Below are 17,669 nucleotides of genomic sequence, written 5' to 3' on the forward strand. Positions count from 1 at the left end.
ATACTATAAGAATATCTGGGGGTACTGAAATGGAACGAACGTTTGAAAAGCTTATCGAGCGGATGCCGGATCGTCTGGCACCGAGCATGGCAAAGGATCATCCGAATTTACCGGTTGTGAAAGAAGAAGGGTGCTACTACTATGGGCTTGACGGAAGGAAGTATCTTGATTTCACCTCTGGCATCGCCGTGACAAATGTGGGCCATCGTCATCCGAAAATCGTCCAGGCGATCAAGGATGCAGCGGACGGTCTGATGCACGGTCCTTCCGGTGTCATCATGTATGAATCGATCCTTCGCCTGGCTGATGAATTGGCGGAGATCCTTCCGGGTGACCTTGATAGTTTCTTCTTTGCCAACAGCGGGACGGAGGCCATCGAAGGGGCGATCAAGCTTGCTAAATATGTAACGAAGCGCCCTTATGTCATATCCTTTACGGGATGTTTTCATGGCCGTTCATTGGGTGCACTCAGTGTCACGACCTCAAAGAGTAAGTATCGGAAGTTCATGCAGCCTTCGGGTTTGACGTATCAAATTCCGTATGCGAATGAACGGGAGTGTCCGGAAGGAGAGGATTCAGCCCGCTATGTTGTCAGCAAGCTTGAAAAGGATTTTGAAACGCTTTTTGATCACCAGGTCACTCCTGAAGAAGTGGCGTGTGTCATTTTAGAACCGGTGCTGGGGGAAGGGGGATATATCGTCCCTCCGAAAGCCTGGCTCAAGAAGGTAAGGGAGGTTTGTGACCGGCATGATATATTACTGATTTTCGATGAAGTCCAAACGGGCTTCGGACGAACGGGTAATTGGTTTGCGGCACAAACCTTCGATGTGACGCCGGATATCATGGCGATCGCGAAAGGAATTGCGTCGGGTCTTCCCCTGAGCGCGACGGTGGCGTCCAATAAGCTGATGAAGCAGTGGCCGCTTGGAAGCCATGGCACGACGTTCGGCGGGAACCCGATCGCTTGCTCTGTCGGTCTTGCCACCCTGGAAGTCATGAAGGAGGAAAGACTCCTTGATAATACGAAGACGATGGGGGCATACGCCGTTTCAAGGCTCGAGATGTTGAAAGAAAAACATCCTGTGATCGGCAGCATCCGGGCGGTGGGGTTGATGATCGGGATTGAAATCGTCCATCCGAAGACGCGTAAACCGAATCAGGAAGGCTTGATGGATATCCTTGACCGGGCGCTTGAAAAAGGGGTTTTATTTTATCTGTGCGGAAATCACTCCGAAGTGATCCGCATGATTCCACCCCTTACGGTGACAAAAGAGCAGATCGACGCCGGTCTTCACATGCTGGATGAAGCGGTGACGGAATATGAAGCATCACTGATGAGTCATCTGGATTAAAATAAAAAAAGGTTGATCAGTTCTGAACTGATCAACCTTTTTTTATAGCCTTTTAACCGAAATGGCCTTCCTCATCTTCCGGAGGGCATCCTGTCCTTCTGTTTCCCTTCTCATCATTAAGTTCACATAGAGAGCATCAATCAATGTTAACTGAGCAATGCGGGACGACAGAGCTTCTGAACGGTAGTCGGTTTCCTCTGAAACGGTGAAGAGGGGTGTGTCGACCCTCTGGCTTAATGGGGACTTAGCGAAATTGGTGATGCAGATGGTCTTTGCCCCGGTTTCTTTCACAATGTCGAGAAGCTGAAGAATATCCTTCGTCGATCCTGAATGGGAGATGAACACGGCGCAATCGTCACTCGTCATCTGGGAAGCGGTCATCAGCTGAATGTGACTGTCACTTGCCGCATGCACGCGCAGACCGGTCCGGATGAATTTATGGTAAGCGTCGAGGGCGATGACACCGGATCCGCCGCTTCCGAAGAACTCGATGGAGCGGGCGCTAGTCATCATGTCCACGGCTTTCATCAGCTTTTTCTCATCCACCACCATCAACGTGTCTTCGATCGTTTTGATATTGGACTTAAATACTTTTGTGGCGATCGTTTGTGCCGTGTCACCTTCATCGATGCGTTCGTGAATGTCCTTAAGTCCGGTCACGATTTCAGAGGCAAGGGCGATTTTCATCGCCTGATAGCCTTTAAAGCCGATTCGTTTACAAAAGCGAAAGACAGTAGAGTCGGCCACTCCCAAATCTTCTGCCAGACCGTTGATCGTTGAATGGATGATCTCGTTGGGGTTTTCCAGTATATAGTCGGCGATTTTTTTCTCCGTCACACTGAATTGAGGATAGTGAGAACGGATGCTTGCTAAACAATGTTGATGTTGACTCATTGACACCACTCCTGTAAGGGTTTTCATAGTTTCATTATACAAGATTTGTAGAAAAATAAAAATAATTTCTGTAAACGGTTGCAAAAAGAAAAATATTTTTTATAATAGAGATAGACAGAAAATAATTTTCCTGCTCGTTTTGTTCTCTCGAATTGGCAGCTCTCATACTGAAATGGGAGAGTCATAGTTACATAGAGTGTTTTGCAAACGCTTTACTTGCTCGTCGGGAACATATAAGCAGGATCAAGTGGTATAAAAAATTTGGCAGCAGGGCTGCCGTGAGGAAAGAAAGGTAGGGATACACAATGTCAGATCAAATGCTCATTTTAGTGGCACTGGCCGGAATTTTTCTTTTATTATTTTTAGTAATTAAAACAAAGCTTCACGCTTTTGTTGCCCTATTATTAGTAAGTTTAATCGTAGGGATCGCGGCCGGCATGCCGCTGCAGGAAGTAGTGGCATCTATACAGAGCGGTATGGGCGGAACCCTCGGATTTGTCGCCGTTGTCGTTGGTTTAGGTGCGATGTTCGGACGCATGCTCGAAGTATCAGGGGGAGCGGAACGACTGGCTCAGACCTTGATTAACAAATTTGGGGAAGATAAGGCACAATGGTCCCTTGGGATCACAGGTTTCCTCGTTGCCATTCCCGTATTCTTTGATGTAGGATTCATCATTCTTGTACCGATTGTATACGGATTGGCCAGAAAAACAGGCAAGTCACTCCTGTACTATGGAATTCCATTGCTTGCAGGTCTTGCCGTCACACACAGCTTCATCCCACCGACTCCGGGACCGATCGCGGTTGCTGACTTGATCGGGGCGGACCTTGGATGGGTCATCCTGTTTGGTGCGATTGCCGGTGTTCCATCCATGATCATCGCTGGTCCACTTTTTGCAAAATGGATTTCAAAACGAATTCACGCAGTGGTTCCTGACTATATGCAGGCAGAAGAAATAGAGTACGATAAAGAGCTTCCAAGTTTCGCTCTGATTGCTTCTCTTATCTCGATTCCATTAGTATTGATTCTATTGAATACGCTTTCGGGTGTTATCCTGGATGAAGGAAACATGATTCGTTCCATCCTGACTTTCTTGGGACATCCATTCGTAGCTTTAACAATCGCAACATTATTGACGTTCGTTCTATTAGGAACAAAGCGCGGATATTCCCGCCAGGAAGTTCAGGACATTGCAACGAAAGCACTTGAGCCTGCAGGGATCATCATCCTTGTAACGGGTGCCGGTGGAGTATTCAAACAAGTATTGATCGACTCCGGTGTTGGGGAAGTATTAGGAAATATGATGGCTGGTTCTAGCCTGCCACCGATCGCACTTGCCTTCTTGATCGCCATGGTCGTTCGTGTCGCTCAAGGATCGGCGACTGTTTCCATGGTAACAGCTGCAGGATTGATGAGCCCGCTGATCGAAACTCTTGGTATGCAAGGTCCCGTTCTTGGTTTGATGGTTATTGCCATCGCTTCAGGAGCGACAGTATTCTCCCATGTAAACGATAGTGGTTTCTGGCTCGTGAACCGTTACTTTGGATTAGATGTAAAAGATACGTTAAAATCTTGGACAGTGATGGAAACCCTCATCGGTTTTGTAGGATTTGCCGTTGCGTTCATTTTAGGGATATTCATTAGCTAAAATAGGATAGAATAATAGCAGAAGAGGGAAGAGCCATGTCGCTTCTTCCTTTTCTCTATTTATTTAGGAGGAACGAAGATGTCAGAATTCATGATCGGTGTCGATATCGGGACCACCAGTACAAAAGCCGTACTATTTAATAAAGAAGGAAAAGCGATCGAGCGTCACGGGATCGAATATCCATTACATACACCAACGCCCGGGACGGCTGAACAGGATCCTGAAGAGATTTTTCAGGCAGTCCTGAAGTGCGTCAAGGAAGTGGCTTCAAGTACAAATGAAACGATTTCATTTGTGTCGTTCAGTTCTGCCATGCACAGTTTGATCCTTGTGGATGAAAACGACCAGCCATTGACCCCTTCGATTACATGGGCAGATAACCGAAGTGCTGCATGGGCGGAGAAAATCAAGATAGAAATGAACGGGATGGAGATTTACAGAAGGACCGGTACGCCGATCCATCCGATGTCACCCCTTGTGAAGCTTGCCTGGCTGAAGGACGAAAAGCCGGAATTGCTCGGAAAAGCGGCAAAGTTCATCTCGATTAAAGAATTCGTTTTCCATCGTTTGTTTGGGAAGTATGTAGTGGATTATTCCATTGCTTCTGCTACAGGGATGTTCCATCTGGAAAACCTGGCTTGGGATGAGGAAGCCATGAAAGTGGCCGGAGTCTCGAAGGATCAGCTGTCGACTCCGGTATCCACAACAGAAAGCCTGGTTGGTTTAAAGTCTGAATACACAGAGATGCTGGGCTTACCTGCCGATACGCCATTTGTTGTCGGCGCAAGCGACGGGGTTCTATCAAATCTTGGTGTCAATGCCATCGAGCCGGGAGTGGTCGCCGTGACGATCGGAACAAGTGGTGCGATCCGGGCTGTGACGGACCGGCCGGTGACCGATCCAAAAGGACGGATCTTCTGCTATGCCTTAACGGATAAGCACTGGGTGATCGGCGGACCCGTGAACAATGGTGGAATGATCTTCAGATGGGTCCGGGACGAACTTGCTTCCGGTGAAGTGGAAGTGGCGAAACGATTAGGGAAGGATCCCTATGAAGTACTAACGGATATTGCGGCAAAAGTAGAGCCGGGATCAGAAGGACTCCTGTTCCATCCTTACATGGCCGGGGAACGCGCTCCCCTTTGGAATGCAAAAGCACGCGGTTCTTTCTTCGGCCTCGGGATGCATCATAAAAAAGAGCATATGATCCGTGCCGTCCTTGAAGGAATCGTCATGAATTTGTACAGTGTTTTACTTGCCCTGGAGGAATTGATCGGTACGCCGAAACGGGTCCAGGCAACCGGTGGATTTGCCCGCTCTGAGCTGTGGCGCCAGATGCTTGCCGACGTGTTCGATCAGGAAGTGGAAGTACCGGAAAGCTTTGAAAGCTCATGCCTAGGTGCCGTCGTACTCGGGATGTACGGCAGTGAAATGATCGACTCTTTGGAAGCAGTAAGTGAAATGGTAGGGTCCGTTCATTCCCATCAGCCAGACCCGAAAGCGACGGAAGCTTATACGAGGTTGATGCCGATTTTTATCCGGGTTCCACGCTTGCTGGAAGAGGAATACGAAGCCATCAGTGCATACCAGGAAAAAGGCTGACTCACTTGAGTCGGCTTTTTTTTCGGAACAGGATGGAAGGGAATCACTTAGCCAAAAGGTGCCTTTTTCATGTATAATAGAAACGAATATACCTTTTATAATCAGAAACTATCTATAGATAAATGAAAGAGAGTGAAACGATATGGGACGTAAGTGGAATAATATTAAAGAAAAGAAAGCGTCTAAGGATGCCAATACGAGTCGTATATATGCCAAATTCGGCCGCGAGATTTATGTTGCAGCGAAACAGGGAGAGCCGGATCCTGAACTTAACCAAACGTTGAAATTCGTTCTTGAACGTGCGAAAACGTATAGTGTACCGAAACACATTGTCGATCGTGCCATCGAAAAGGCAAAGGGCGGTTCAGAAGAAAATTATGACGAATTGCGCTATGAAGGCTTTGGACCGAACGGATCCATGGTCATCGTGGATGCCTTGACGAACAATGTCAACCGTACAGCATCCGAGGTTCGTGCTGCTTTCGGTAAGAATGGCGGGAATATGGGTGTGAGTGGATCAGTAGCGTATATGTTCGATGCGACAGCAGTCATTGGCATCGAAGGGAAATCTGAAGAAGACGTAATGGAAATCCTGATGGAAGCGGACGTGGACGCTCGTGACATCATCGAAGAAGATGATTCCGTGATCGTTTATGCAGAGCCGGATCAATTCCACGCTGTTCAAGAAGCATTTAAAGGTGCCGGTATCACTGAGTTTACAGTGGCAGAGCTTACGATGCTTGCTCAGAATGATGTTGAACTTTCTGAAGACGATCAAGCTCAATTCGAGAAAATGATTGATGCGATTGAAGACCTTGAAGATGTTCAACAGGTATATCATAACGTTGATTTAGGTGAATAAAAGCTGTTGAATCCCCCTGACGAATGTGTCAGGGGGATTTTCTGCATTAGAAAATGGTGACTTCCGGATAGAAACTTCAGATAATCTCAGTAAGGCTGGTAAAACTATGGTTATACCAATTTGATTGAGGTGATCCGATGAAGTATATCCATATTTTGATTCTGGTAGTATTTATAGTCTTCTTCTCGTACACAGGTTCAATCGGAAGTGCTCATCCGAACGGGGAAAATTCTGAAGTGGATGTCAGTGATGTGACCTATGTCCTGTCAGAAACGAAAAGGGATCCAATGCTTGAAAAGGCATTTAGTAAAGCTTTTGATTTAAAACAGGGTGAAGATCAGATTCAGTACTATTATAATCACATCGACTTGAATGATGATCAACAGCCTGAAACATTTGTTTATCTGGTTGGTTCCCCAGTGTGTGGAAGTGGGGGATGCAGCGGTGCACTATTCACAAATCAAAACGGTGAGTACAAGCTGGTTACGACCTTTTCATTACTCAGGTCACCCGTGATCATCGAGAATGAGAAAACGAATGGTTGGAAAAATATGATCATGTATGTTTCCGGTGGGGGGATAAAAGGAGGCTATAAACGCTTACGCTTTGATGGTAAGACCTATCCTTCCAATCCTTCCGTACAACCGGATGTTCAAAAGGGAAAAATCAGCGGAGTGGGAATCATCAATGATGACATCTCGAAGAAAGAAGGCATCCCTTTTTAACATCTTTCATAAAGAAAATGAGGCATATTCCGAAGTTGGGAATATGCCTTTTTTTATCTAAAGAGGTCTTGAGAGGCAGTCGGTGTCGGGTAAAGTCGCATTAACACTTTATTTGTCGAAAAGACTGAAAATTCAGCATAATACTTCATTCTCAGCAGGGCCTTTGTTATGCTAAAGATGAATCTGAATAAATACGTGAAAAGGGAGAGGAAAATATGGGACTAGATCAACTTGAAATGCAGCAGGCCAAACAGAATGTGAAAGAAAAAACCAAACCCTATTTAACGGCACTAATCGGTTGGAGCCTGCCGGCCATCGAGGCGTGTACGAAGCTTGAACGACCGTTCGTTGTTGTGGGTCCACCTGATTTTGAGTCTTATGCAGAAAAGCATGATATTGCCTTTATCGGCTGGGACTTCGATCGGTTGAATGAAGGTTCAGATCATCTTTACAAACAGCTGAATGCCCTTGGTGCTGAAGTCGCCATTCCTTTATATGAAGAATGCGTGGAGTGGGCAGGAGCACTGAACTCCCGTTTCCGCAGCGAACCCCGTGTCTTTAACCGATCTCTCCTCTTAAGGGATAAAGGGATGATGAAGCGTAAAGCCCAAATTGCGGGAATCAAAGTAGGTGTATTTGAAGAAGCAAGGGATAAAGAGGATGTAAGACGCTTTCTGAAACGAGTAAATGAAGCCCTTTTGAAAGTCGAAGGGGATAAGAACGACCCCATTCATGTCAAGCCTCTTGATAAAGCAGGCTCTGTCGGACACCGGGCCATCGAGAATCCTGAAGATATAGATGCCCTCACTGAATCTGAGTTTCCATTGTTGATGGAGAGTCACTTAGACGGGCAGGAATTCTCGTGTGAAGCGTTCATTCATAAAGGAAAGATCCAATTTTTAAATATAACGGAATACGTGAGATTGGGTTATTCGAATTTCGTACCGGCTTCTCCGACACTTGAAGAAAAGCGTCCGATCATCCGGGAGGCCATTCAACAGCTCATCGATGCATTTGAAATAGAATACGGAGTCATCCATCCTGAATATTTCATCACGTCCGACGGTACACTTCATTTCGGTGAAGTCGCAGCCAGGGTACCTGGTGGTCATATCTTTGATTTAATTGAGCGGGCATATGGTTTTAATGCGTACCAGGCACAGATTCTTTGTGGAGATCCAAACACAACGGAAGAGGAACTGAGAGAATTCTTCCCTTCGACAGGTGAGAAAGCCGAGGCCCATGCAGGGTGTTTAATGGTTCACCCTCATGTCAATTATGTAGAAAAGCTTGAGGTGCCGGACGAGCTTGAAAATCATCCGTATTTCGAAAAACATGATATGTTTAGCCCCGCCCAGGGGAAAGTGGCCCAGAGGATCGGGTTCGGAAACCATTACGGGACCATCTTCTTCTATGGGGAAGACAGCGAAGTGATGAGGGACCTTTTAAAAGAGTACGAACAATTTAATTTCTATATTTAGGCTGGTCTTTTGCCTGAACAACCTGTCCGATATTCTGATCGATAAAGGAGTTTTGAAATGGCTTTTGAATTAACTTCCAAGCTGGAAGATCGATTTTTGCAGGCGCTGAATGAATTGGAGAGTGCAGCTTCTTTTGCAAAATCAATGTATCAAACGGACGTCTATCAGGAAGCTCAACGATTACTGGACACTGACGAAGGTCTCGGAATTTTATACCAAAGTGCAAGCCGCTTTGAAAAAGCCGGGGTATTCCAAGACGGTCCCTGGGAAAAAGCATCCAAGCTTCAACCGCCACTTGTGGCGGGATCCCTGCAAGCAAAGGGTCTGCCCTCGATTATTGAAATCCTGAGCGAGCTAAGGATGCTTTCCATTGCCGAAGCTCAATATGAACATTCCGATGTCACGGCGGAGATGGCGCAGGATTTCCTGAATGAAGTAATGGTACTGAATCTGAACCTGCTTTTCCCTGAAGCGACGGAAGCGGCGCGGATAGAAGGTGGGGAACAGAGTGAAAGGGCTACAGAATTGTTTCACTTCCTTTCAGATAAATTGTCTTATCAAGCCCTTACGACTACGTTGATCAAAGAGATCGAACGGTTGACGGCACAGCGTCCCATCATGGTGAAACGAACCGTTTCCATGATCGAGACCGCTAAGAAAATGCTCCATTCCGATCTTAGTGCAGCGGAACGTCTGGTGTTGGAGAAATACGTATCGGCAATTGAAGGCCCGACCCCGTTAAGTAAAAGTATTGTGAAACCGGGTGAATATCGCAAGAAGCTGTTGGAACTATCTCAAGAAGAGCTGGAGAAAGAGGCGGTACATTTTGCCGGGTCTATGCGTGATACCGGATTGGTGGCTCCGCAGCACGCCATCCTTCTAAGATATTTATGCAGGAAGTTTCCTGAGCTTGTACCGACAGCCCTTCAGTTGAATGATAAAGGTAAAGCGAACCTGGATGAAAATGCAGAGCTTGTATTTCAACTTGTGAAAGTGGCGATCTACCCGGCCACGAAGCAATCCGTATACGGACTTGCCCTCATGCTTGAACGAGGAGTTCTTTCCTATTCCCCGGTCTCACCGGGACTCAAAAGGCTGATCGAACTCGATATCAGGGCCGAGGTAAGAAAGACGCTTCTGAATTCATGTAAAACGGGAGATGGCATTACAGCAAACTCCGTACTCCTTGCAGGTGTCATCAATGTCCTCGGGCAGCCCATCGGTATCGGTCAAGGCCTGAACCCAACCTGTCAAACAGCGCGGGGGATCAGCCTGTGGGCGCAGCATGCTCCCGGGTATCTGCTTGAACTGATCCCAAGGGCTGCAAGGGATGGCGACATCGATATCATGTTTGAAGGTACGCCCGTTCATTCAAAGGACTTGAGCGGAGGATTGGCGCCTGAGCTTCATCAGGAGCTTGATCCGGTTTCACTTGTTCTCGTCCCGCATCTTGATCGTATTTATAGTGAAATGATGAGAAGGGTTTCTCTCAGAGGGGAAGATGGACATCGTTGGGTGAATCCGGAGTTTTATGGAGATTGGGTGCAGAAGGGTTTCAGCACGGTCATCGATCCGTTGACCGGACTCATTTCTGACTATCCGGGTTTTGTCAGGCTGTTTTATGCAACTCATCATCCGGAATACAATGATGATTACGGATTGATCTATCCGAATCCGGTAGGGATTTTCATCACGAATGTCCACGGGAAGCTCCTTGGATTTCACGCCGTCTCCATTCTCCGGATCACACAGGATCCGAGGGGTGAGTACCGGATTTATTTCTATAATCCGAACAACGACGGTTCGCAGAATTGGGGCCAGGGAATCGAACCTTCCGTGATGGATAACGGGGAACTGGAAGGCGAATGCTCCCTTCCGTTCCATGAGTTCGTCTCCCGGCTCTATGCCTTCCACTACAATCCGTATGAGCAGGGGGATGCATTTGCGGTTGAGAATGAAATAGTCGACGAAATCAAGGTCCTTGCCAGGGAAAGCTGGGGAAAGGATTATACATGGGTTTAATAGGATGAAAGGCGCCTGAGCGACGGTCGTTGCTCAGGCGCTTTTTAAATTGGAATGATTCTCCTGCCACTAGCCATACTAAATAGTGGAGGTGGTACAAATGAGTAACGACAAGAAATCGGAAGATGTGCTTATGGACACCCCATTGAATCCTGAATTCACCATGAATGACCGGCGACGCGATCCAAGCCAGGTATACGTTCCAGGAGAATCGTTGGAAGAACATCATGCGGTTGAAGAAGGAAATGGCGTCATTGCAGAGAAAGTCATCGGTCAAGCAAATGAAAATGGATAGGAGGGGTCGGCTATGAAAGAATATCCCGTGGCGGATTTGTCTGAAGATGCCTTGAATAAAGTGAAGAGTATGGAAAATGAACTTTGTCAGCAATCTGCAGATGACATCGTTTTGATTGCTTATAAAAATACGGATAGAAGCCGGGAAGGGGCAAGATAAGATGGATAAAGGAAATAAAGATATGCCGGACTTCAACGAGTTGAATGACCGTGTCATTGCCGAGGAACCAAAAGGTCCATTTTTCGCCATCAAAACCAATATGGATACACAAGGTGTAAAAGATAATCCTTATGCGACAGAAAAAGCGAGTCCTGAACAAGAGGAGAAATTACAGCAGTTTTTTGAAGATGAAGAGTTATAGGGGTAACCGAAAGGCGTTAATCACCAAACGTTGATTAACGCCTTTGCAGTTGGAACCGGCCACTGGCTATAGGGAGGAGACTATTAGTGGTTACATAAGGATTTTATATGGAAATGCATTATACTTAAGAAAGATTACCCATATAGAGAGGGGAAAATAATGTGTCTAAAGTAGCCTTAATCGCAGGGGCGACCGGCCTGGTCGGTTCCCACCTGATGGATATCCTCCTAAAGAGTCCTGAATATACAAGAGTGATTTCCTTTGTAAGAAGAGAAAGTGGAGTGAAACATGAGAAGCTGGACGAACGGATCATTTCATTTGATGGGATGAAGCTTCTGCCCCATGAGGAAATTGATGATGTGTTTTGCTGCCTGGGAACCACGATTAAGAAAGCCAAGACGAAACATGCCTTTAAGAAAGTGGACTACGAGTATCCCATTCAACTTGGGAAACTTGGGAAAGCACATGGAGCAAAGCAGTATCTCGTGATATCCTCGATTGGTGCAAGTCCGGAATCACCGTTTTTTTATAGTAAGGTCAAAGGGAATTTGGAGAAGGAATTGAAGGAGCTTCATTATCTTTCCCTTCATCTATTCAGGCCATCCCTTTTATTGGGGGAGAGGCAGGAGTTCCGATTGGGTGAAAAAGCGGGGGAGATCTTCTCAAGAGCGCTCCGCCCTGTCATGGTGGGCAGGCTGAAACGATACAGAAGCATTCCGGGCAAACAGGTTGCCTATGCCATGTACCGGGCGGCTGTAGGGACGTTCGGAGAAGGGGTAATCATACATGAATCGGAAAGGATTCAAGAGCTTTAGGGTATAGGGGGAAATGAGGAAAGACCCGTGTCGGAAGCGGGTCTTTCCTCATTGTATTTGATAAAAATGCCTCAAAGCATTCATAAGGTGCTTCATTGAAGTATCCTCTGCCAGATTCACAAGCATTCCTTTGATGACGACGGGGCGGGTTTCGTCTTTTTGTACTTCTTCTCTGATGACTTCCAGGGAAATCCGGATACTCTCTTCCTCAGCAACCTCCAGCGCGTCCTGGATCATGTGAATGAGTGTCGACTCAGTGATTCTCGACGAAGAGGTAAAGTCCTTCACCAGATCATCCAGTTTCTCAAAGGATAGCACCGGCTTATCTCCGCTTTTGAGCAAACCATCCACAAGGTCATCTGTTCGTCTCAATATAAAATGGGATAGATATGAAAAGTCCAGATCGATTTTATCCAGCATGACCAATTCTAAATAAGAATGGAAAAAGCCTTGAATCATCATGGTGATGTCCCAAAAATAGGGTTCGATCTTTTTTCCGTATATCCCAAATAATCTTCTTCGGTAATACCGGTGAGTATTCATCTTCATCTCGCTGAGGAGATCATGGATTTCATCATTGAACGGCATGGCGTTCTCCCTGATCTGCATGATGATGAACTCTTTATGTTTACAGATTTCAATCAGCTGACACTCTAATTGCTTTTGGAATTTATCGTATGGTGATAAATCCTCGTTCTCGATCTCGTTCACTTTATCCGTGATCATCGTGAAATAGTAATTCATAATGGCGAGCAGCAGGGCTTCCTTTGATTTGAAATATAAATAGAAGGCACCCTTCGATATATCACATTCGTTCACGATTTCTTGAACGGAGGTAGCGTTGAACCCTTTCGTGGCAAAAAGCTTAATGGATGTTTCAATGATTAATTTTTCTTTTTCCTTCATACTTTCCTCTCCTTGATAAACTCCTTATGTACATTATGACCGATTGGTCACAAAAAATAAACCTTTTGTTTTATAAGTATATTGACTTATGACTATGTGGTCAGTTATATTAGATTGTGTTATGACTAGTCGGTCAGAATAAGAGAGAAGGGATGAATACAACGTGAACAGTATTATTAATTTCGTACTTAAGAATAAGTTTGCTGTGTGGCTGATGACGATCATTGTCATTATTGCAGGACTATATTCAGGATTTAATATGAAACTCGAAACACTGCCGAACATCAATACCCCGATTGTCAGTGTGACAACCGTTTATCCTGGCGCCACGCCGGAAGATGTTGCAGACAAGGTTTCAGAACCGATTGAAAAACGCTTGAAGAATTTAGATGGGGTAAATGTCGTCAGCTCTACCTCATATCAGAATGCTTCAGCCGTTCAGATAGAATACAAGTTTTCAAAGGATATGGATGAAGCCAAGACCGAAGTGGAAGAGGCTCTTTCCGATCTTCCTTTTCCGGATGGAGTCAATGAGCCGGAAGTTTCAAGACTCAATTTTAACGCCTTTCCGGTCATTGCCCTTAGTGTAGCGAATGAAGACCAATCATTGGCACAGTTGACCTCTACAGTAGAAGATACGATCGTTCCGGAACTCGAGGGAGTGGACGGGGTAGCTTCTGTACAGGCTTCTGGTCAACAGGTACAAGAAGCCCGTCTTGTATTTGACGAAGAAAAGCTTCAAGAGTACGGACTTACAGAAGAAACGGTTCAAAACATGATCAAAGGCTCGGACGTGACGGCTCCATTGGGATTGTACACGTTCAAAGACAGCCAGAAATCCGTCGTGGTCGACGGAAACATCACGACGATTGAAGATTTGAAAGAAATGAAGATTCCTGTGACTCCAAGCACTGGTGGACCCTCGGCACAAGGGCAGCAACAGCCTTCTGCACAGGGGCAAACGCCACAAGCACCTCCTGCTGGAGCAGCATCTTCAGGCATGAAGATCCCAACGATTCAACTTTCAGATATTGCTGATATTGAACTGGTTGGTAAAGCAGAATCCATTTCCAGAACGAATGGGAAAGAATCCATCGGACTTCAGGTGGTAAAAACGGCAGACGCCAATACGGTGGATGTTGTCAATGCCGTCAAAGATAAGATCAAAACGTTTGAAAAAGACATTGATGGTGTAGAAATCATTTCTACCTTTGACCAGGGGGAGCCGATTGAGGAATCAGTCAGCACGATGCTGAACAAAGCATTATTCGGTGCTGTGTTCGCAGTCATCATCATTCTCCTGTTCTTACGGGATATCAAATCGACGCTGATTTCCGTCGTGTCGATTCCATTATCATTATTAATCGCGATTTTACTTTTAAAACAGATGGATATCACGTTGAATATCATGACCCTTGGTGCGATGACCGTGGCCATCGGGCGGGTTATCGATGACTCCATTGTCGTCGTGGAAAATATCTATAGAAGGATGTCACTGAAAGGTGAAATGCTGAAAGGGAAAAACCTGATCCGTGAAGCAACGAAAGAAATGTTCGTTCCGATCGCATCCTCTACGATCGTCACGATTGCCGTGTTCCTTCCATTAGGGTTGGTACAAGGGATGATCGGGGAACTATTCCTGCCATTCGCCTTAACGATTGTGTTTGCTCTATTGGCTTCCCTTCTTGTAGCGGTTACGATCGTACCGATGCTTGCCCACTCCATGTTTAAAAAAGGCGTTGGGAAGAAGCATATCGAGAAGAAAAGCCGTTTAGCGAACTGGTATAAAGGCGTATTGAATTGGACGCTGAACCATAAAATCATCACATCGATCCTGGCGATTGCCATGTTGGTCGGAAGCTTGTTCCTGGTTCCATTGATCGGTGTCAGCTTCCTCCCATCCGATGAAGAGAAGATGATCATGGCGACGTATAAACCAGAACCTGGTCAAACGGAAGAAGATGTTCAGAAAATCGCACAGGATGCAGAAGGATATTTCCAGGACCGTAAAGGAGCTGAAACCATTCAGTACTCTGTCGGCGGGGAAAACCCGATGAGTCCGGGAAGCAACAATAATGCGATTTTCTACGTTCAATATAAAGACGATACAGAGAATTTCTCTGAAGAAAAAGAAAAGGTCATCAAAGACCTTCAACAAGCAACAGATAAAGGGGAATGGGCTTCCCAGGACTTCTCTGCAAGTGCCGGCAGCAACGAGATTGTCGTGTATGTATACGGGGAAACCCTGAAAGACATAGAACCTGTTGTCAACGATATTCAAGACATGATGGAAGACAAGAAGGATTTCAAAAAAGTCGGATCAAGCATCTCTGAATCCTATGATGAGTACTCGTTCATCGCCGATCAGGAAAAGCTGAGCGAACTGGGCCTCTCAGCAGGTCAAATCGCCATGGAACTTGGTCAGACACGACAGCGTCCGGTCCTTACTACCATTGAAAAAGATGGAGAAGAAGTAAATGTCTATCTTGATGTGGAGAAGGAAAAGTATGAAAACATCAACGACTTAACGGATAAAACCATCCAGTCACCACTGGGTATGGAAGTTCCAATTAAAGACGTTGTTGAAGTCCAGGAAGGTGAAACATCCGATACCGTTTCACGACGTGACGGAAAAGTCTTTGCTCAAGTGAGTGGGGAACTGAAAACCGACGATGTCTCGAAAGCATCCCAGGATATCCAGAAGGAAATCAAGGATATGGATATTCCATCCGGCATCGATGTGAACATGGGCGGGGTAACAGAAGACATCAAGGAATCCTTCACACAATTAGGATTAGCGATGCTTGCAGCGATCGCGATTGTCTACTTGATCCTTGTCATCACATTCGGCGGTGGTCTAGCACCATTTGCCATCCTGTTCTCACTGCCATTCACGATCATCGGAGCATTGGTAGCGTTATTGATTGCGGGAGAAACGATCAGTATTTCCTCTATGATCGGAGCACTTATGCTGATCGGTATCGTCGTCACCAATGCGATCGTTTTAGTCGATCGTGTGATTCATAAAGAGAACGAAGGTTTATCCACACGTGAAGCCTTGCTGGAAGCCGGCTCAACCCGACTTCGTCCAATCCTCATGACAGCCATTGCTACAATCGGGGCTCTGTTCCCACTGGCACTAGGACTTGAAGGAAGCGGATTGATCTCGAAAGGGCTCGGGGTAACCGTTATCGGCGGATTGACCAGCTCGACGCTCTTGACGCTCGTCATCGTACCGATCGTGTATGAAATCCTGATGAAAATCAAAGGGAAGATCGGTGGGCGTAAACGGAAAGTAGTGAAAGAATAGTTTGAGAGAAAAGCAGTCCTTTAGGGGGCTGCTTTCTTTATTTTTGAAGGTGGGGTGTGCGAGAAGATGAGGTTGTTAGTTCTAAAATATGTAAAACGGCTGGATAATCTGTCATATCGGCTGGATTCCATCCAGTGTCGGCCGGATTTCCGCTCATTTCGGCTGGATTTTTATCCGAAGCGGCCGGATTACAACCAATTTCGGCTGGATTCCTTTCACCCCCACACTCATTAACTCAGCGGCATGGCAAAATCTCTGAAACTTTTTAAAGTTTTCTAAAAATAGTATTGATTCCATCAAAAGTCTGGACTATAATAACAATTAACGAAAGCGCTTTCGATGAAGAGGAGACAGCAATGGTTACAATCTATGACTTAGCAAAACGCACTGGGTTTTCCAGTACGACAGTTTCTAAGGCTCTTAACAATTATACAGATGTGAGTCAAAAGACGAAGCAAAAAATCCTCGATGCAGCGGCTGAAATGGGTTACTTACCCAATGCCCATGCCCAGTCCTTATCAACTAAGAAATCATGGACGATCGGGGTCATGTTTGCAGAGGACAATGAGGTCGGATTGAAACATCCTTTCTTCAGCGCCCTTATTGAAAGTTTCCGCAAGTATGTGGAACGGGAAGGGTATGATTTGATTTTCGCATCAAGGAATCTACGAAATCGGGATACGAGTTACCTGGAGCATTTCTTATATCGTGCTGTGGATGGAATCGTCGTGATCTGCTCAGATCCCCACGATCCCCAGGTTCAGGACATGATCAATAGCCACCTGCCGATTGTCGTGATCGACATGAGCAACCAGAACTGCTCAGTTGTTTATTCCGATAATATCGAGGGTGGAAGATTGGCCGTCAAACACCTGCATTCGTTGGGCCATACCAGAATCGCCCACATTTCAGGGGATCCGTCGATCGATGCGGGAGCACAGAGGATCAAAGGCTTCAAGAAGGGCATGGATGAGCAGCATCTCCCCATTCTTGATGGGTATCTTGTTAACGGCGGGATGTTCTCGATTGAAGAAGGAAAAGCTGCAATGGAAACACTCCTGGAACTTGAAACCATCCCTACGGCAGTCTTCGTTGCAGGTGATCACATGGCCATCGGTGCCATGGAAGCCATCAAAGAGAAGGGATTAAGGATTCCTGAGGATATCTCCATCATCGGGTATGATGATATCGAAATGTCTTCCTATCTCACGCCGAAGCTGACCACGGTCAGACAGGATACGGACCGGATCGGTTCACGGGCGGGGCAATTACTGATGAAGCAGATCATCCAGAAGAAGAAGCTGTTATCCACAGAAGTCATCCCGGTGGAACTCATTATCAGGGAATCTTGTACGATGGTAAAAAAAGAAAAAAAGAAATAATCTTATATTTTTT

15 protein-coding genes are annotated in these 17,669 nt (G+C 46.0%); 13 read left to right on the top strand and 2 right to left on the bottom strand.

Features of this window, described 5'->3' with window-relative positions; translation table 11 throughout:
- The first annotated feature begins 29 nt into the window (after positions 1 to 29).
- On the top strand, positions 30 to 1,352 hold the full coding sequence (locus tag M1J35_RS05180) for an aspartate aminotransferase family protein (RefSeq protein ID WP_254652919.1): 1,323 nt from the start codon (positions 30 to 32) through the stop codon (positions 1,350 to 1,352).
- A 42-nt stretch (positions 1,353 to 1,394) separates the two neighbouring features.
- Here M1J35_RS05180 and M1J35_RS05185 read toward each other — a convergent pair whose 3' ends face one another.
- Entirely contained in the window at positions 1,395 to 2,246 is an 852-nt protein-coding gene (locus M1J35_RS05185; protein WP_034761092.1) for a MurR/RpiR family transcriptional regulator, read from the bottom strand.
- A 305-nt stretch (positions 2,247 to 2,551) separates the two neighbouring features.
- Between M1J35_RS05185 and M1J35_RS05190 the strand changes: the two genes are divergently transcribed.
- From M1J35_RS05190 to M1J35_RS05235, 10 genes are all read left to right on the top strand, one after another.
- Positions 2,552 to 3,895, top strand: a complete 1,344-nt coding sequence (locus M1J35_RS05190) for a GntP family permease (RefSeq protein WP_034761093.1) — start codon at positions 2,552 to 2,554, stop codon at positions 3,893 to 3,895.
- A gap of 78 nt (positions 3,896 to 3,973) precedes the next feature.
- Positions 3,974 to 5,497 carry a gluconokinase gene (gene gntK, locus M1J35_RS05195; protein ID WP_254652920.1) on the top strand — a complete coding sequence of 508 codons (1,524 nt, stop codon included), beginning with the start codon at positions 3,974 to 3,976 and terminating at the stop codon, positions 5,495 to 5,497.
- A gap of 142 nt (positions 5,498 to 5,639) precedes the next feature.
- The gene (locus M1J35_RS05200) at positions 5,640 to 6,359 is read left to right on the top strand and encodes a YebC/PmpR family DNA-binding transcriptional regulator (protein WP_034761095.1); all 720 of its coding nucleotides are present in this window, start codon (positions 5,640 to 5,642) and stop codon (positions 6,357 to 6,359) included.
- Positions 6,360 to 6,496: 137 nt separating this feature from the next.
- The gene (locus M1J35_RS05205) at positions 6,497 to 7,084 is read left to right on the top strand and encodes a hypothetical protein (RefSeq protein WP_254652921.1); all 588 of its coding nucleotides are present in this window, start codon (positions 6,497 to 6,499) and stop codon (positions 7,082 to 7,084) included.
- Between the two features lie 215 nt (positions 7,085 to 7,299).
- Positions 7,300 to 8,565, top strand: a complete 1,266-nt coding sequence (locus tag M1J35_RS05210) for an ATP-grasp domain-containing protein (protein ID WP_254652922.1) — start codon at positions 7,300 to 7,302, stop codon at positions 8,563 to 8,565.
- A gap of 57 nt (positions 8,566 to 8,622) precedes the next feature.
- Positions 8,623 to 10,587: a hypothetical protein gene (locus tag M1J35_RS05215; protein WP_254652923.1), complete on the top strand. Its 1,965-nt coding sequence runs from the start codon at positions 8,623 to 8,625 to the stop codon at positions 10,585 to 10,587.
- 100 nt (positions 10,588 to 10,687) lie between these two features.
- A complete protein-coding gene (locus M1J35_RS05220) occupies positions 10,688 to 10,882 on the top strand; it encodes a hypothetical protein (protein WP_224521475.1) in 195 nt (64 codons plus the stop codon).
- A 12-nt stretch (positions 10,883 to 10,894) separates the two neighbouring features.
- Positions 10,895 to 11,041 (top strand): hypothetical protein, encoded by a 147-nt coding sequence (locus M1J35_RS05225; RefSeq protein WP_156030069.1) that lies wholly within the window; start codon positions 10,895 to 10,897, stop codon positions 11,039 to 11,041.
- A gap of 1 nt (position 11,042) precedes the next feature.
- On the top strand, positions 11,043 to 11,243 hold the full coding sequence (locus M1J35_RS05230) for a hypothetical protein (RefSeq protein WP_224521473.1): 201 nt from the start codon (positions 11,043 to 11,045) through the stop codon (positions 11,241 to 11,243).
- A 161-nt stretch (positions 11,244 to 11,404) separates the two neighbouring features.
- Positions 11,405 to 12,058, top strand: a complete 654-nt coding sequence (locus M1J35_RS05235; protein ID WP_254652924.1) for an NAD-dependent epimerase/dehydratase family protein — start codon at positions 11,405 to 11,407, stop codon at positions 12,056 to 12,058.
- 48 nt (positions 12,059 to 12,106) lie between these two features.
- Here the strand turns inward: M1J35_RS05235 and M1J35_RS05240 are convergent, their stop codons facing one another.
- The gene (locus M1J35_RS05240; RefSeq protein ID WP_224521471.1) at positions 12,107 to 12,964 is read right to left on the bottom strand and encodes a TetR/AcrR family transcriptional regulator; all 858 of its coding nucleotides are present in this window, start codon (positions 12,962 to 12,964) and stop codon (positions 12,107 to 12,109) included.
- Between the two features lie 163 nt (positions 12,965 to 13,127).
- On the opposite strand from M1J35_RS05240, the gene M1J35_RS05245 reads away from it, so the two are divergent.
- Both M1J35_RS05245 and M1J35_RS05250 read left to right on the top strand, forming a co-directional pair.
- Positions 13,128 to 16,274, top strand: a complete 3,147-nt coding sequence (locus tag M1J35_RS05245) for an efflux RND transporter permease subunit (protein WP_254652925.1) — start codon at positions 13,128 to 13,130, stop codon at positions 16,272 to 16,274.
- Between the two features lie 356 nt (positions 16,275 to 16,630).
- Positions 16,631 to 17,656 carry a LacI family DNA-binding transcriptional regulator gene (locus M1J35_RS05250; protein WP_229596547.1) on the top strand — a complete coding sequence of 342 codons (1,026 nt, stop codon included), beginning with the start codon at positions 16,631 to 16,633 and terminating at the stop codon, positions 17,654 to 17,656.
- Positions 17,657 to 17,669: the final 13 nt, after the last annotated feature.

The organism is Rossellomorea sp. KS-H15a, from assembly GCF_024195245.1.
Classification (GTDB): domain Bacteria; phylum Bacillota; class Bacilli; order Bacillales; family Bacillaceae_B; genus Rossellomorea; species Rossellomorea vietnamensis.

Excerpts from the sequence above, each read along its gene's own strand:
- gntK (WP_254652920.1), top strand. The coding sequence starts at position 3,974 with ATGTCAGAATTCATGATCGGTGTCGATATCGGGACCACCAGTACAAAA.
- M1J35_RS05225 (WP_156030069.1), top strand. The coding sequence starts at position 10,895 with ATGAAAGAATATCCCGTGGCGGATTTGTCTGAAGATGCCTTGAATAAA.
- M1J35_RS05190 (WP_034761093.1), top strand. The coding sequence starts at position 2,552 with ATGTCAGATCAAATGCTCATTTTAGTGGCACTGGCCGGAATTTTTCTT.
- M1J35_RS05230 (WP_224521473.1), top strand. The coding sequence starts at position 11,043 with ATGGATAAAGGAAATAAAGATATGCCGGACTTCAACGAGTTGAATGAC.
- M1J35_RS05180 (WP_254652919.1), top strand. The coding sequence starts at position 30 with ATGGAACGAACGTTTGAAAAGCTTATCGAGCGGATGCCGGATCGTCTG.
- M1J35_RS05220 (WP_224521475.1), top strand. The coding sequence starts at position 10,688 with ATGAGTAACGACAAGAAATCGGAAGATGTGCTTATGGACACCCCATTG.
- M1J35_RS05240 (WP_224521471.1), bottom strand. The coding sequence starts at position 12,964 with ATGAAGGAAAAAGAAAAATTAATCATTGAAACATCCATTAAGCTTTTT.
- M1J35_RS05185 (WP_034761092.1), bottom strand. The coding sequence starts at position 2,246 with ATGAGTCAACATCAACATTGTTTAGCAAGCATCCGTTCTCACTATCCT.
- M1J35_RS05250 (WP_229596547.1), top strand. The coding sequence starts at position 16,631 with ATGGTTACAATCTATGACTTAGCAAAACGCACTGGGTTTTCCAGTACG.
- M1J35_RS05215 (WP_254652923.1), top strand. The coding sequence starts at position 8,623 with ATGGCTTTTGAATTAACTTCCAAGCTGGAAGATCGATTTTTGCAGGCG.
- M1J35_RS05205 (WP_254652921.1), top strand. The coding sequence starts at position 6,497 with ATGAAGTATATCCATATTTTGATTCTGGTAGTATTTATAGTCTTCTTC.
- M1J35_RS05210 (WP_254652922.1), top strand. The coding sequence starts at position 7,300 with ATGGGACTAGATCAACTTGAAATGCAGCAGGCCAAACAGAATGTGAAA.
- M1J35_RS05200 (WP_034761095.1), top strand. The coding sequence starts at position 5,640 with ATGGGACGTAAGTGGAATAATATTAAAGAAAAGAAAGCGTCTAAGGAT.